Genomic DNA, 14,696 nt, shown 5'->3' on the forward strand with positions numbered 1-14,696 from the left:
TTTGACGCGGCGCCACCAAACGCTAAGCACGGGGGCGATGGCCAGCCCTCTCTCGCTACCGCCTCCTCCCGAGTTTCACGACCTGCTGGCGCAGGAACGTCTCGCCCTGTTTCTCGATTTCGACGGAACTCTGGTCGAACTTGCACCCGAACCCGGCGCCATCGACGTCCCGCAAGACATGGTCGAGAGGCTTCACCGGTTGCGCGACACGCTGGACGGCAGGCTGGCGCTCGTTACCGGTCGCGCGCTCGACGATCTGGAAAGCCATCTCGACGATATCACGGTGTGCCGGGCAGGATCGCACGGCGTGTCGCGGCTGTACGCCGACGGGACGCGCCTGGGCCGCGCGCCGGAGGGTCTGCCAGCGCCGGTAGTCATGCAATTACGCGATTTCGCGGCCGAATACGGCCTTCTCTACGAGGCAAAGAGCCACGGCGGTGCGATCCACTTCCGCGGTGCTCCGGAAAAGGAGGAGCGCGCTGTCGCTTTTGCGCGCTCAGTCGCCGAGGCGCACGACCTCCAGCTCGCCACCGGCAAGTCCATTGCGGAAATCGTGCGACCGGGCGCCGACAAGGGCGGGGCTGTGCGCGCATTCCTGTCCGAAGACCTCTTCGCAGGCTCGCTGCCAGTCTTCGTGGGTGACGACACGACCGATGAAGACGGCATGGCCGCTGCAAACGAATGCGGAGGTTTTGGCATTGCCGTGGGCGAGCGCGATAGCGACAACGCCCGTTATCACCTGAGCGGCGTGGGCGCCGTGCATCAATGGCTGGAACTGTGACACAAAGCTCTCTTGAACTTTCCCCCATCGGCAATTGCCAGGTCAGCGCTTTGGTGGACGAGCGTGCTGGCTTCGTCTGGGGCTGCGTCCCGCGGGTCGATGGCGACCCGGTTTTCTGCTCGCTGTTGAATGGCGACAGGCAGGACCAGGGCGTCTGGCGGTTCGAGCTGGAAGGGCAGGTATCATTCAGCCAGCATTACGAGCGCAATACCCCTATCCTTGTCACCCGTCTTGAAGCGGAAGACGGCAGCGCGGTGGAGATCACCGATTTCGCTCCGCGATACGAAGGGTCTGGCAGGATGTACCGCCCGGTCGCCTTCACACGTATTGTCCGGCCCGTCGCCGGCGCGCCGCGCCTTCGTGTACGGCTTGCGCCGCTCCACGGCTATGGCAGCGCCGAGGCGACGACCACCAACGGCACCAACCACGTTCGCTACCGGCTCGGCGACCAGACCATGCGTCTGTCGACCGATGCACCCGTCGGCTATGTGCTCGAAGGACGCAGCTATCGGGTGGAGGCGGACCAGCATTTCTTCCTCGGCCCGGACGAACCTTTTGTCGGCAATATCCGCAGCGAAATCCGGCGGATGGAGGCGAACACGCGCAAATACTGGCAGCACTGGGTGCGTGGTCTGCACATCCCGCTTGAATGGCAGGAAGAGACTATCCGCGCGGCCATCACGCTCAAGCTTTGCCAGCACGAGGAAACGGGTGCCATCGTCGCGGCCCTGACAACCTCGATCCCCGAAGCTGCGGGGAGCGAGCGCAATTGGGACTATCGCTACTGCTGGATCAGGGACAGCTATTACACCGTTCAGGCGCTCAACCGCCTCGGCGCGCTGGATGTGCTGGAGAAATATCTCGCCTACCTGCGCAATATCATCGACCAGGCGCGGGGAGGGCAGATCCAACCGCTCTACTCCGTGATGGGCGACGCGGAACTGCACGAAAGTTTTGCAGAAAACCTGGCGGGCTATCGCGGAATGGGCCCGGTCCGCGTCGGCAACGCGGCCTATAAGCAGGTCCAGTACGATTGTTATGGCCAGATCGTCATGCCCACCGCGCAGGCTTTTTTCGATACCCGACTGCTACGAATGGCGGACGAAACGGACTTCGCCCATCTCGAGGAAGTGGGCGAGGCCGCCTGGGCCAAGCACGACAAGCCCGATGCGGGCCTTTGGGAATTCCGTACGCGGCAGGAGGTCCATACCTATTCCGCCGTCATGTGCTGGGCGGCTTGCGACCGCCTCGCCAATGTCGCCGCGCGCCTCGGCAGGGGCGACAGGGTTCGGTACTGGAAGGACCGCGCCGAGGCGATCCGCGCCAAGATCGAAGCGAACGCGTGGAGCGAGGAGGGCGGTCATTACGGCGCCAGCTTCGAAAGCGATTACCTTGACGCCAGCCTGCTGCAAATGGTGGAGTTGCGCTATCTTGCGCCCGACGACGAACGCTTCCTGAAAACCTTCGAGGCGGTAGAGCGCGACCTGCGGCGCGGCGATCATATGCTGCGCTATGCGGCCGAAGACGACTTCGGTGCGCCCGAGACCGCCTTCAACGTCTGCACCTTCTGGCTGATCGAGGCGCTGCACCTGACAGGTCGCAGCGGCGAGGCGCGCGACCTGTTCTGCGCCATGCTCAGCCACACGACGCGCTCGGGACTGCTGAGCGAGGATCTCGATTACGAGACCGGCGAACTTTGGGGGAACTTCCCCCAGACCTACTCGCTGGTTGGAATAATCAATTCAGCCGGATTGTTGTCGAAACCATGGAGTGACGTCAGGTGAGCGAAGATGCGCGTCTTGTGGTTGTCTCCAACCGGGTGGCAGTGCCCAAGGCGCGCGGTGCCGCAGGAGCCCAAGGTGGTCTCGCCGGCGCATTGAATGCAGCGCTCAAGGATCGCAGCGGGGTCTGGTTCGGCTGGTCCGGCGAAGAGACGGAAGAGCATTCGGGCGAAATTGCCACGCAAACCACCGATGGCGTGACGACCGCCACGATCGACCTCTCGAAGCGAGACGTAGACGAATACTACAACGGCTATGCCAATTCGACGCTATGGCCTCTTTTCCACTATCGCCTCGATCTTGCCGAGTACGAGCGCGAGACCGGCAAGGGGTACGAGCGCGTGAACGAACGGTTCGCGGAAACGCTGCACCCTCTGATCGAAGAGGATGATATCGTCTGGGTCCACGACTACCACCTGATCCCCCTTGGGGAGAGGCTTCGGTCTCGCGGAGTCAAAAACCGGATCGGCTTCTTCCTGCATATTCCGTGGCCGCCGACGCGCCTGTTCGTGTCGTTACCCTATCACGAGCGGCTGGTGCGCACGATGCTGCACTACGACCTGCTTGGTTTCCAGACGCAGGAATGGCTGGACAGCTTCCTCCACTACTGCCGCACCGAACTGGGCGCCGAGGTCGACGATGGCACCGGCTCGGTCACGCTGGACGGTTGGACAACGATCGCGCGGGCTTACCCCATCGGGATCGATTGGGATCATTTCACTGGCCTCGCAAACACGGGTGACGCGCGCCAGGCCGAACAGCGTTTGCTCAGCTCGACACGCCGACGTACGGCCATGATCGGCGTCGACCGGCTCGATTATTCGAAGGGGCTGCCCGAACGCCTCGATGGTATCAGTCGTTTCTTCGACCGCTTCCCTCAGCGCGTCCGCGATCTTGTGTTCATCCAGATTGCGCCGCCGAGCCGTGAGGATGTCGAAAGCTACCAGCAAATCCGCACCCTGCTCGAGCAGAAGGCCGGCCAGATCAACGGCGCGCGTAGCGAGGTCGACCTCGTGCCTGTTCGCTATGTGAACCGCGGCTACAGTCATGCCGAACTCTTCGGGTTCTTCCGGGCCGCGAAGATCGGCCTCGTCACGCCTTTGAGGGACGGGATGAACCTGGTGGCGAAAGAGTATCTGGCCGCGCAGGATCCCGAGGACCCGGGCGTACTGATCCTGTCGAGGTTTGCCGGTGCGGCAGCGCAGATGCAGGATGCGCTGCTCGTCAATCCGCACAGCCCGGACGATCTGTCTCACGCAATTGCGACTGCACTCGATATGCCGCTTGAGGAACGTCGCAGGCGCTACGACGCGCTGATTTCAACTGTGCGCGACGATAATGTGCAGGACTGGACGAACAACTTCCTTCGCGACCTGGACGCGCGTTAGGCGAGATCTAGAGCATCACCCGCTTTTCGGGTGAATCCCGCCACCGACCTGCCTTTTGCTCCAGATGCTCTATCAAGCTGCGATGCTGCGGCCGCTCGGCGCGCGCCTTCAGGACCAAATTGACCTCGTGCAGCAACATCTTGGCATTGAAAGGTTTGCGGATGAACGCCTGCGCGCCGTTGTAGTAGGCGTGACTTTCGTCTTCAGCACCCGACAAGCCAGTGAACATGATAACGGGTAGATCGTAATTTTCTGCAGAGCTGCGCAGTGAGCGAAGCACTTGCGCTCCTGTCATGCCTGGCATGTCGTGATCCAGCAACAGGAGATCGGGCCGGCGCCATCGCAGCAGGTCCAGCGCTTTCTCGCCATCGGGCACCCAGCCGCACACGTGCCCTGCTTCGAACAGTATATTGCTGGCCATGTCCGCGATAATCTCGTCATCGTCTGCGATGATAATTTTTGCCATTCCCGCTGTCCTTCGATCGCTGCCTGTTTGTTCGATGCAATAGGGCAGCAGTACGAACCCACGGTGCCCGCGCCTATACGCGTTCGCCCGTAGCGCGCATTGCGGGATGGGGGCGTGCCTGCCACACCGCGAAGCATGATTCGCGATCCTTTCATCGAAACCGACGGCATCCATAATTTCCGCGACTACGGAGGGTGGGAGACTGCCGACGGCGCGCGGGTGAAGACGGGGCTGCTGTGGCGTTCGGGCCAGCATGTCGATGCCAGCGACGAGGACCTCGAAGCGATCGGCAGGCTGCATATCCGCACCGTCATCGACCTGCGCGGCGAAAGCGAGCGAGAGCGCAATCCCTGCCGGCGTGTCGAAGGCTTCGATGGCGAAGTGGTATTCTACGAGGGCGAAACCAGCTCCAGCCCGCCGCATATGGATGTGGATGCGGAAACCACCACGGCCGAGTTCGCGCGCAAGCGCATGATGGCAGTCTACACCCGTATGCCGCGCAATCCGGCCATGACCGAGATGTTCGGCCGCTATCTCACTATCCTGGCGGACAGGGAAGGGGCCAGCCTGGTGCATTGCTTCGCCGGGAAAGATCGCACCGGTGTCGCGGCCATGCTCTTGCTGCACATACTGGGTGTCGACCGCGATCGGCAGATGGCGGAATTTCTGCGGACCAACGATGCACCGAGCATGGATGTGCTGGCTGCGCAATCGGTGCCGGGGATCGAGGCGCGGCTGGGTCGCAAGCTCGACGATGATGCGGTCAAGGCACTGCTCGGCGTGCAGGAAGACTATCTCGCGACATTCTGGAAAGAGGTGGAGGCAGACCACGGATCGCTCGATCGGTATATCGAAGGCGCCTTAGGTGTGGATGAACCCCTTCGCGAGAGGTTGCGTAGCGCCTATCTGGCGTGACTCTCGCCCGACCAATCCCCATATAGCGCCTTCGCTTCAATTCAGACGATCCAGAGACAGTTTCATGGCTACCCATCGCACCAAAATGCTCATCATCGGCTCCGGCCCGGCCGGCTATTCCGCAGCCATCTACGGCGCGCGTGCGATGATGGAGCCGATCGTGGTGCAGGGCCTCCAGCCCGGCGGCCAGCTAACGATCACGACTGATGTCGAGAATTATCCCGGCTTCCGCGACGTGGTGCAGGGCCCCTGGCTGATGGAAGAAATGAAGGCGCAGGCCGAACATGTCGGCACACGCATGATGTGGGATACGATCGTCGAGGTCGATCTCGAAAACGGCTCCCCCTTCCGCGCCGTGGGCGACAGCGGCGATGAATACATCGGCGACGTCCTGGTGATCGCTACCGGGGCACAGGCCAAATGGCTCGGCGTTCCGGGTGAACAGGAATTGGGCGGGAAGGGCGTATCGGCCTGCGCGACCTGCGACGGGTTCTTCTATCGCGGCAAGAAAGTCGCCGTCATCGGTGGCGGCAACACCGCTGTCGAAGAGGCTCTCTACCTCACTAATCATTCCGACGATGTGACGCTGATCCACCGCCGCGACGAATTGCGCGCGGAAAAGATCCTGCAGGATCGCCTGCTGAACCACCCCAAGATTTCGGTGCTGTGGAACAAGACGGTCGAAAGCTTCGAGGCGGGTGACAATGGCGCGCTCTCGCACCTGCGCCTGCGCGATACGCAGACCGGTGAAGACAGCGATTTCACCTGCGACGGCGCATTCGTCGCGATTGGCCATGCGCCCTCGACCGAACTGTTCAAGGGCAAGCTGCCCATGGACGACAGCGGCTACCTGTTGGTCGAAGCCGGTACGCCCAAGACCTCCATCCCCGGTGTGTTCGCGGCTGGCGATGTGATGGATCACACCTATCGCCAGGCGGTGACCGCAGCCGGCACAGGCTGCATGGCCGCGCTCGACGCCGAGCGGTTCCTGGCGACACTCGAAGTGGCGGAGCGCGAAGCGGCGGAGTAGGATTACCCCGCCGCTTCGCCGTTACAGGTGGATGTCGAAGGTGATGATCGCCGCGTGGAAGATCATCGCCATCAGCACGATGCTCGACAGGGCGAAAAGCACGAAACGCACGAGTACGCGGTTGCTGGTCGACTGGACCAGCGAATGCATGACCCTAAGCCCGACATAGATCCAGGCCAGCAGCGCGTTCATGCCGTCACCGTAGCCGGTAATCGCCAGCACCAGCGCGATGGCGTAGAAAATGGTCGGCGCTTCGTGCAGGTGGTTGTAATTGTCGGCCTTCCAGCTGACTTTTTCCGGTAATTCGGCCCGCAGGCTCGCTCCCGTAGAGCCAACCAGATTGGCGGCATCGATATTGGGATTGCGGCTCATCGCGGGAATGCGGGTGCCATACATCCAGCACCACATGATCATGGTCCAGATCGCCAGCGCCACCACGGGCTGGAGAATGGGCGAGTGTGCGATATCCATCCGGTCTCTCCTTAAGCGGCGAACACGGTGAGCGCGACAGCCCGCGAAGCGAGGTAGCCGAGCGCGATCGTTGCCAGCACGAACAGGGGGAAACGCACCGACACGGTGTTAACGGTTGCCTGCCAGACCGAATGGATGATGCGGAGGCCGACATAGATCCATGCCACCAGCGCATCGACGCCCGTGCCGCCCAGCAGGGCGATGATGAGGACGGCCGGGTAGAAGATGGTCGGCTGTTCCATCAGGTGCGCGTAGTTGTGCGACTTCCACTGCACCTTGTCCGGCAAAACGCCTTCCAGGTCCTGTCCGCGGCCACCGGGCTTGGCGTTGCCGAGGTCCATGCCGCTCTTCTTCATGGCCGGAAAGCGGGTGAACGCCATCCACAGCAACATGATAAGCGACCACGCGATCAGCACCGCTGCCGGTGCCAGCATTTGAGCCTGCATTGAAAGAACTCCCTCCCTTTGTGCCCGCATGGGTGGTGCGGGCCGCGCCGATTGTCAAACTCCGCGTAGCGTTTCGGCGAAGCTGTCGGCGTCTGTATTGCCGCCGGTAATCATAATGACAGTGTCTTCGTCCAGCTGAACCTTCCCGGCGAGCGCCGCCGCGAGCGCTGCCGCGCCCCCGGGTTCCACGACGAGGTTGAGCTTCGAAAAAGCGAAGCGCTGCGCCTCGCGCACCTCTTCGTCGGTCACGGTTACTCCGGGTTCGGCGCGCCCTTGCAGCACGTCGAGATTGATCGGCTTCGTAGCGTCAGGCTGCAAGGCGTCGCAAATTGTGGAAGGCGGATCATCGGCTACACGCACCACTTCGCCTGCCTCCAGCGCCTGGCCTACCATGTCCCACCCGTGCGGCTCGACCACGTGGATTGCGCTTTCAGGGCAGGCGAGGGCGAGGCCGGCTGCCAGTCCGCCGCCGCCGCAGCACACGATCAGACGTGACGGGGCCCGGCCAAGCTGCTGCTCGATCTCTATACCTGCGCTTCCCTGTCCTTCGATCACCCAGGGATCGCCGAAAGCGTGGACCAGCGTCCCGCCGCGTTCTGCAATCAGCTTGGCAGCGACCTCGTCGCGATCCTCACCTGGACGTTCGTAGAGCACTATCTCTGCACCAAGGGCGCGCGTCGCTTCCAGCTTCACCCGCGGCGCGTTGCGCGGCATGACTATGGTTGCCTCGAGACCAAGCCGCCGTGCCGCCCAGGCGACACCTTGCGCGTGATTTCCCGAAGACACCGCAATAACACCGCGTTTCCTCTCGTCCTCGGTCAAATTCGCAAGCCGCCACCAGCCGCCGCGGATCTTGAAGGCGCCGACCGCTTGGAGGCTCTCGGCCTTTACATGTACCACGACACCGCCAATTTCGACAGGAAGCAGCGGGCTAGGTGGCAGGATACCGGCAATCGAGGCAGCGGCATCGATGACGCCCTGTCTTGTCGGTTTGCGCATATCGTCTCGGATCATTTGGCTGCGATAGCGCATTTCGCTAGGGGGCAGGCAAGAATCGAATTCAGCTAAGAGGTTTTCCCATGTCGACAGTTCTGGTCATCGGCGCAGGCGGCGTCAGCAGCGTGTGCGTTCACAAGATGGCGATGAACAAGGATATCTTCACCGATATCCATCTCGCCAGCCGCACCAAGAGCAAGTGCGATACCATCGCAGCCAGCGTGAAAGAACGCACCGGCGTCGAGATCAGCACTTATGAAATCGACGCGGAAGAAGTCCCGGCGATGGTCCGCCTGATCAAGCAGGTGCAGCCGAGCTTGGTCGTCAATCTCGCGCTTCCGTACCAGGATCTGCCGATCATGGACGCCTGCCTCGAAGCGGGCGTCGACTACCTCGACACGGCAAATTACGAACCCAAGGACGAAGCCAAGTTCGAGTATCACTGGCAGTGGGCCTATCACGATCGCTTCAAGGAGGCGGGGATCATGGCGCTGCTGGGATCGGGTTTCGATCCGGGCGTGACCAGCGTCTTCACCATGTGGCTGAAGAAGCACAAGCTGAAGACCATCCGCCAACTCGACATCCTCGACTGCAATGGCGGCGACCATGGCCAGGCATTTGCCACCAACTTCAATCCGGAAATCAACATCCGCGAAGTCACCGCGCCCGCGCGCCACTGGGAAAACGGCGAATTCGTCGAAACCCCGGCAATGGGCAAGAAGGTCGAATTCGACTTCGAGGGCGTCGGCCCGAAGAACATGTACATGATGTACCACGAGGAGCTGGAAAGCCTCGCCAAGTTCAATCCTGAACTGGAGCGTGCGCGTTTCTGGATGACTTTTGGCGATGAGTACATCAAGCACCTGACCGTGCTGCAAAACGTCGGCATGACGCGCATCGATCCGGTCCGTTACCAGGGCAAGGACATCATCCCGCTTCAGTTCCTTGCAGCCGTGCTCCCCAAGCCCGAAACGCTGGGCGAAACGACCAAGGGCAACACCAATATCGGCGTCATCGCGACTGGCGAGGCGCTCGACGGTTCGGGCGAAAAGACATTCTACATCAACAATATCTGCAGCCACGAGGCGGCTTACGAGGAAACCGGCAACCAGGCGGTCTCCTATACCACTGGCGTACCCGCGATGATCGGGTCGGCCATGATGGTCACCGGCAAGTGGGAAGGCGACGGCGTCTTCAACATGGAAGAAATGGACCCCGATCCGTTCATGGAAATGCTCAATGAGCATGGCCTGCCCTGGCAGGTGAAGGAACTGGACGGCCCGGTCGAATTCTGATGCGCGTGCAAGCCGCGCTTGGCGCTATCGCACTTGTCGGCGCAGCGTCCGGCGCGGCTGTTCAGGCACAACAATCCGGGCAGCCGGTGGCGCAAGCGGCGTTCGATGCTGCTGCGGCCTGGGGGGAGTTCGAAACCCTCCTGCGCGGCAAGTACGCCTATATCGAGCGCGACGATATCGACGTCGATGCGCAGCTGGCGCGGTCCAAAGAAGTCGCCCTCAAGTCCGAGAACCCGGCCCAGTTTCGCAAGGTAATTCACCAGACTGCGCTGACATTCATGGACCCGCATCTCATCGTCGGTCCGTTCACGGATGATGATTATGCCATCGTGATGACCGCAGCGGATCTCGACCTTGCCTTCATCGACGGTGAGGCGAAGATCGTCGATGTGCGGCGGGATTCTCCGGCTTTCGAGGCAGGGCTGCGGCCTGGCGATACCATCGCCTCGATCGACGGTACGCCCGCTTCCGGTGCCGCGCGCTTGCCCTTCGGCGAAGTCCTGTCCGAACCGACGGATGCACAGCTCGACTATGGCCTTACCCTAGCTGGGAACGGAAAGCGTGCCGGTCTGCGCAAGCTCGTCGTCAGGAAGGTGGACGCCAGTGTCCATGCGATCGAACTGGCCTCGACGCGGGACTGGGCAAACAGCCTGCGTGATCGACCGACCGTGGACCTGCGCTTCATCGGCCAGGACGACAGCGTTGCCGTCATCACTCCGCTCAATTCGCTCGGAAATAATGATACCATCGCAGCTTTCGATGCGGCCATGGAGGAGGCCAAGGGAGCGAGCGCCGTGGTACTCGACATGCGCGAAACGCCGAGCGGGGGGAATACCGAGGTCGCCCGCTCGATCATCGGGCACTTCGTCAGTGAGGCGCAGCCTTACCAGATGCATCGCGTCCCTGTTTACGAACGCGAATTCACGGTCCCGCGCCAGTTCGTGGAATACGTTATGCCGCGCGAGCCATATTACGGAGGCCCCGTTTTCGTCCTGCATGGACGCTGGACCGGGAGCATGGGAGAAGGGATCGTAATCGGCATGGACGCCGCAAGTGATGCCGTGACGATCGGCTCGGACATGGGAGACTTGCTCGGCGGGCTGTGGAATTACGACCTCGAGCACAGCGATGCCAGGGTAGACCTGGGCGGCGAAGCCTTGTTCCACGTCAATGGAACGCCGCGCGAAGACTACATCGCGCAAGTAGAGATCATGCCCGCCAGTACGGCACGCGACGGAAGCGATCCGGCGATCACGCGCGTGTTCGAACTCCTCGAGAAAAGCGATTGAGAAGTCTCTGACTTAACATAGGTGAGTTCGGGCGTGGCACCGACGCCACAGCGCGAAGACTGTGTAGAGATGATCGCCAGGCAGGATTGACCGTCAATCCGTCGTATATATACCTCATGCCGTCTTTCAGGGACGCACCGGGACGGAATCATCCGCCCGGCTGATTGAGGGGTACGTAACCAATGAAAAAATCGATTGCAGCCCTCGGGCTGCTTAGCCTTGCCGCATGCGCAAATCCGTATGTGGGCACGCCCTACACTGCGCCTGCCGTGCCGGTGACATCCGTCGCCATCGTCGATGACACGCTCGGCGACGATGCGGTCGCATATGAGGCGGCCTCGACCATGGGCAACTTCGGCCTGCTCGGCGCACTTATCGACGCTGGCGTTCAGGGCTCGCGCAAGAGCCGCGTCAACGAAGCGCTGGAAAGCGTGAACCACACGCCCGAAGCAAACTTCGAAAGCTATCTTATCGCTGCATTGGCAGAAGCCGACATCGAAGCTGCGATGCTCGAAGGTCCGGACCGCGACAAGCGCGAGTTTCTGGAAGACTATCCGACTGCACCCGAAGGTGTTCAGGCGCTGATCGACTTCAACGTCACCGCCTACGGATATGTCAATTCGGGCAACCAGCTTTGGCGTCCGACCGTGGCAGCCGACGTCAGGATGATCGATGCCGGTACCGGAGCGACGCTGATGGAAAACCGGATCGTCTACAATCCGGTCGATGCGCAGGCTGGCATTGTCACTATCGCGCCGAGCCCGGAGTATGCGTTTCAGAACCGTGAAGACATGATCTCTCAGCCTGAACGCCTGGCTGAGGGCATCGACGTCGCGCTCAAGGAAGTGGCGGAAACTGCCGTCCGCCTGATGCGGTGACGGGGTTCGCGATGAAGAAAGCGACGCTTCTTCTCGCGGCGGCTTCGGCGGCTCTGGCCGGGTGTGCGACGACCACGCCCAGCTATCCCGCCACGCTGTCGTTCGACCGGACGGACTGCGCCGATACGCCGGAAACGGTCACGGCTGTCAGCCTGACGCCGGACAAGGACAAGAAGATCTGGGTGCTCGACAACGAGCTTTCGGTCAGCGGCCCGTGTCTCGTGCGCAATGGGTCGTCGGGGCCCTACATGGTCTTTGCCCTGCCGGATCCGAGCCGTGCCAAGATGGTGGAATTGGGCGCCGCGCTCGACTTCGCTCGCGTAGTGTCGCCGCAAGTGGTGCTGCTGGATGCCGATGGCGTGGAAACGCGCGCGTTTACGCGTGACCAGTACATGTTCCGTCCCGGTCTCCTGTCGGTACAGTTCGTGCCGCAAGAAAACGAACGGTACGCGCTGGTGACTGTCGATCCCGAGCCGATCGGGGAGAGCCACGACACCATCGTTGCCGGTACTGCGACGACGACCATCTATACCGGCTTCGGTGCGTCCAACTGGCGCAGCGGCCACGAAGCGATGATGTCGCGCGGGTTTTCCTACGAAGGGCCGATCCGTGCGCTGGTCTACCGTCCTGATAAGGAAAAGTAGATCCAGTCGTGATTGAAACGGGGGCGGGAAGGCGAAGTCTTCCTGCCCCTTTTCACGTTTGCCTTTGACGCGGACGGCTCGCGGCATAGTATCGCGGCCATGAGCAAGCAGATCGCCCTGGTCACTTTACTCGCAGCGGGCGCGCTTGCGTCCTGCAACGCCCAGCCGCGCGAGCAGGCGCCTCGCATCGCCATCGACAGCGACTGGCCGGAAATGCCGGAAGATACAGTTTTCGGGCAGCCGAGCGCGGTCGATGTCGATAGCCATGGCCATGTCTTCGTCCTTCACCGCGCAGGGCGAGAGTGGGTAGAGCCTTTCACCACGCAGGCTATCGCGCAGCCGACAGTCTTCATGTTTTCACCCGAAGGCGTGCTACTGGCCCGCTGGGCTGCCGATGAACTCGTCATGCCGCACGGACTTTCCATCGACGATGAGGACGATATCTGGATCACCGATGTCGCGCGCGAACAGGTCCTGCGCTTCTCGCACGATGGCATCCTGCGGTCCGAATGGGGCGTTCGCGGCGAAGCGGGGCAGGATGGCCAGCATTTCGGCCGGCCGGCCGACATCGCCTTTCTCGGCGACACGGTGCTTATCGCCGATGGCTACACGAACAACCGGATCGCGCGTTTCGACCGCGAAGGCAATTTCCTCGGCCAGTGGGGAGAAGAAGGGCAGGATGCCGGTGAACTCGACTTGCCGCATGGCATCTCCACCGATGGCGAGCGGATATTCGTGGCAGATCGGGAAAACGCGCGCATTTCCGTCCTCACAACCGATGGCGAACCGGCGGGAGAGTGGCGCGGCCTCGAACGCGGCCACACCTACAGCGTAAAACCGCTCGGCGGCGGCTGGACCTTGGCGGTCGAGGGGCGGGATATGCTCGATCGCAATGGAGCTATCGTGCGCGTCTATCGTCCGGACGGGACGGTCGAAAGATCGTTCGATCTCGGCCTCGAAGGCGACAATGCTAGCCTTGGGCACGACATCGCGCTCGATCGCGCGGGCCGTGCCTACATGATCGACGTCTACGGCAACCGGGTCATCCGCTTCGATCTGACCGGAGTCGAAACCGACCGGGACGAATAGACCTCTTCCCTCCGGGCGCGCTGCACCCTAAGTCGCGGCGCATGGAAACAAAAGCCGGCGATCCTGGGGCATTTGCCCATTTCGACCTCAACCGCGTCAGCAGCCCCGCCTTCGTGGTCGACGCAGCCAAGCTGCGCGCGAACTGCCAGATCCTGGCGGAAATCCGCGACGAGGCCGGTATCAAGGTGCTCTCTGCCCTCAAGGCGTTCTCGATGTGGGCGACCGCGCCGATCATCGGCGAATATCTTGACGGGGTATGCACATCGGGCCTGTGGGAAGCACGGTTGGCGAGCGAGTTCTACGACGGCGAGATCGCGACCTATTCGGCAGCCTACAAGCCGGAAGAGCTGGAAGAGGTCTGCCGCCTTTCGGATCACGTAATTTTCAATTCCCCCGGCCAGATGGAACGCGCGACGCTGATCCTCGATGCCGCGCGCGCGGCTGGACAGGATTTCGACGTCGGCTTGCGCATCAATCCGATGCACCCGACCGGCGAGGTTCCCCGCTACGACCCGTCCAGCCCCGGAAGCCGCCTCGGCTTTCCCATCGACCAGCTGACGCCGGAAATCATGGAAGGCGTCGACGGTATCCACTTCCACAATCTGTGCGAACAGGATTTCGAGCCGCTCCATGCCACATGGGACAAGGTTTTCGACGCGATCGAGCCTTGGTTCGGCCAGCTCAAATGGATCAACATGGGCGGCGGTCACCACATCACCCGGGCCGATTACCAGCGCGAAGAGCTGATCGAATTCCTGCGCGATGCGAAGGATGACACGGGTGCCGAAATCTATCTCGAGCCGGGCGAGGCCGTGGCGCTCGACGCAGGCATCCTCGTCGGCACGATCCTCGATACCGGCCATAACGAGCTGCCGGTCGCGGTCGCCGATATCTCAGCGACCTGCCATATGCCCGACGTGATCGAAGCCCCCTATCGGCCCGCCATGCTGGGCGAGGCGACGGACCACGAGACGCCCGAGGTCCGCATCGGCGGCCCCTCCTGTCTCGCAGGCGATGTTATCGGCGACTATCGCATTCCCGGGGGCGCACAGGTCGGCCAACGCTTCGCCTTCCTCGACCAGGCACATTATTCGATGGTGAAGACGAACACTTTCAACGGCGTCCAGCTACCCAGCATCTACCTCTGGGATAGCGAAATCGACCAGCTCGAGCTGGTGAAGGAGTTCGGCTACGATACGTTCAGGGACCGGTTGAGCTGAGCGGAGA

15 protein-coding genes are annotated in these 14,696 nt (G+C 62.0%); 11 read left to right on the plus strand and 4 right to left on the minus strand.

Going from position 1 to position 14,696, the window contains the following annotated elements:
- Positions 1–37: 37 nt before the first annotated feature.
- Genes otsB through LCM24_RS10755 form a run of 3 tightly spaced genes read left to right on the plus strand, consistent with a single transcriptional unit; the run spans position 38 to position 3,950 of the window.
- A complete protein-coding gene (otsB, locus tag LCM24_RS10745) occupies positions 38–781 on the plus strand; it encodes a trehalose-phosphatase (RefSeq protein ID WP_224804207.1) in 744 nt (247 codons plus the stop codon).
- Positions 766–2,565: a glycoside hydrolase family 15 protein gene (locus LCM24_RS10750; protein WP_224804209.1), complete on the plus strand. Its 1,800-nt coding sequence runs from the start codon at positions 766–768 to the stop codon at positions 2,563–2,565. Before otsB ends, LCM24_RS10750 begins: the two co-directional genes overlap by 16 nt.
- The gene (locus LCM24_RS10755; protein ID WP_224804210.1) at positions 2,562–3,950 is read left to right on the plus strand and encodes an alpha,alpha-trehalose-phosphate synthase (UDP-forming); all 1,389 of its coding nucleotides are present in this window, start codon (positions 2,562–2,564) and stop codon (positions 3,948–3,950) included. Before LCM24_RS10750 ends, LCM24_RS10755 begins: the two co-directional genes overlap by 4 nt.
- 7 nt (positions 3,951–3,957) lie before the next feature.
- On the opposite strand, the gene LCM24_RS10760 is transcribed toward LCM24_RS10755, so the two are convergent.
- On the minus strand, positions 3,958–4,416 hold the full coding sequence (locus LCM24_RS10760; protein WP_224804212.1) for a response regulator: 459 nt from the start codon (positions 4,414–4,416) through the stop codon (positions 3,958–3,960).
- A gap of 135 nt (positions 4,417–4,551) precedes the next feature.
- Here LCM24_RS10760 and LCM24_RS10765 point away from each other — a divergent pair, with 135 nt between their 5' ends.
- Both LCM24_RS10765 and trxB read left to right on the plus strand, forming a co-directional pair.
- On the plus strand, positions 4,552–5,331 hold the full coding sequence (locus LCM24_RS10765; protein WP_224804214.1) for a tyrosine-protein phosphatase: 780 nt from the start codon (positions 4,552–4,554) through the stop codon (positions 5,329–5,331).
- Between the two features lie 64 nt (positions 5,332–5,395).
- The gene (gene trxB, locus LCM24_RS10770; protein ID WP_224804216.1) at positions 5,396–6,361 is read left to right on the plus strand and encodes a thioredoxin-disulfide reductase; all 966 of its coding nucleotides are present in this window, start codon (positions 5,396–5,398) and stop codon (positions 6,359–6,361) included.
- Between the two features lie 21 nt (positions 6,362–6,382).
- On the opposite strand, the gene LCM24_RS10775 is transcribed toward trxB, so the two are convergent.
- The 3 genes from LCM24_RS10775 to LCM24_RS10785 are packed head-to-tail and all read right to left on the minus strand — an operon-like array spanning position 6,383 to position 8,292.
- On the minus strand, positions 6,383–6,832 hold the full coding sequence (locus LCM24_RS10775; protein ID WP_224804218.1) for an MAPEG family protein: 450 nt from the start codon (positions 6,830–6,832) through the stop codon (positions 6,383–6,385).
- A gap of 11 nt (positions 6,833–6,843) precedes the next feature.
- A complete protein-coding gene (locus LCM24_RS10780) occupies positions 6,844–7,278 on the minus strand; it encodes an MAPEG family protein (protein WP_224804220.1) in 435 nt (144 codons plus the stop codon).
- Between the two features lie 54 nt (positions 7,279–7,332).
- The gene (locus tag LCM24_RS10785) at positions 7,333–8,292 is read right to left on the minus strand and encodes a threonine/serine dehydratase (protein WP_224804222.1); all 960 of its coding nucleotides are present in this window, start codon (positions 8,290–8,292) and stop codon (positions 7,333–7,335) included.
- Positions 8,293–8,357: 65 nt separating this feature from the next.
- Here LCM24_RS10785 and LCM24_RS10790 point away from each other — a divergent pair, with 65 nt between their 5' ends.
- The 6 genes from LCM24_RS10790 to LCM24_RS10815 all read left to right on the plus strand — a co-directional run bounded on the left by LCM24_RS10790 (position 8,358) and on the right by LCM24_RS10815 (position 14,689).
- Positions 8,358–9,569 carry a saccharopine dehydrogenase family protein gene (locus LCM24_RS10790; RefSeq protein ID WP_224804224.1) on the plus strand — a complete coding sequence of 404 codons (1,212 nt, stop codon included), beginning with the start codon at positions 8,358–8,360 and terminating at the stop codon, positions 9,567–9,569.
- Positions 9,569–10,858 (plus strand): S41 family peptidase, encoded by a 1,290-nt coding sequence (locus LCM24_RS10795; protein WP_224804226.1) that lies wholly within the window; start codon positions 9,569–9,571, stop codon positions 10,856–10,858. The genes LCM24_RS10790 and LCM24_RS10795 overlap by 1 nt, the downstream gene beginning before the upstream one ends.
- 182 nt (positions 10,859–11,040) lie before the next feature.
- Positions 11,041–11,736 carry a hypothetical protein gene (locus tag LCM24_RS10800; RefSeq protein WP_224804228.1) on the plus strand — a complete coding sequence of 232 codons (696 nt, stop codon included), beginning with the start codon at positions 11,041–11,043 and terminating at the stop codon, positions 11,734–11,736.
- A gap of 11 nt (positions 11,737–11,747) precedes the next feature.
- Positions 11,748–12,380, plus strand: a complete 633-nt coding sequence (locus tag LCM24_RS10805) for a hypothetical protein (protein WP_224804230.1) — start codon at positions 11,748–11,750, stop codon at positions 12,378–12,380.
- 99 nt (positions 12,381–12,479) lie between these two features.
- The gene (locus tag LCM24_RS10810) at positions 12,480–13,469 is read left to right on the plus strand and encodes a peptidyl-alpha-hydroxyglycine alpha-amidating lyase family protein (RefSeq protein WP_224804232.1); all 990 of its coding nucleotides are present in this window, start codon (positions 12,480–12,482) and stop codon (positions 13,467–13,469) included.
- 41 nt (positions 13,470–13,510) lie between these two features.
- Positions 13,511–14,689, plus strand: a complete 1,179-nt coding sequence (locus LCM24_RS10815) for a carboxynorspermidine decarboxylase (RefSeq protein ID WP_224804234.1) — start codon at positions 13,511–13,513, stop codon at positions 14,687–14,689.
- Positions 14,690–14,696: the final 7 nt, after the last annotated feature.

Origin of the sequence: Qipengyuania aquimaris, assembly GCF_020171965.1 — a bacterium.
Lineage (GTDB): Bacteria > Pseudomonadota > Alphaproteobacteria > Sphingomonadales > Sphingomonadaceae > Qipengyuania > Qipengyuania aquimaris_A.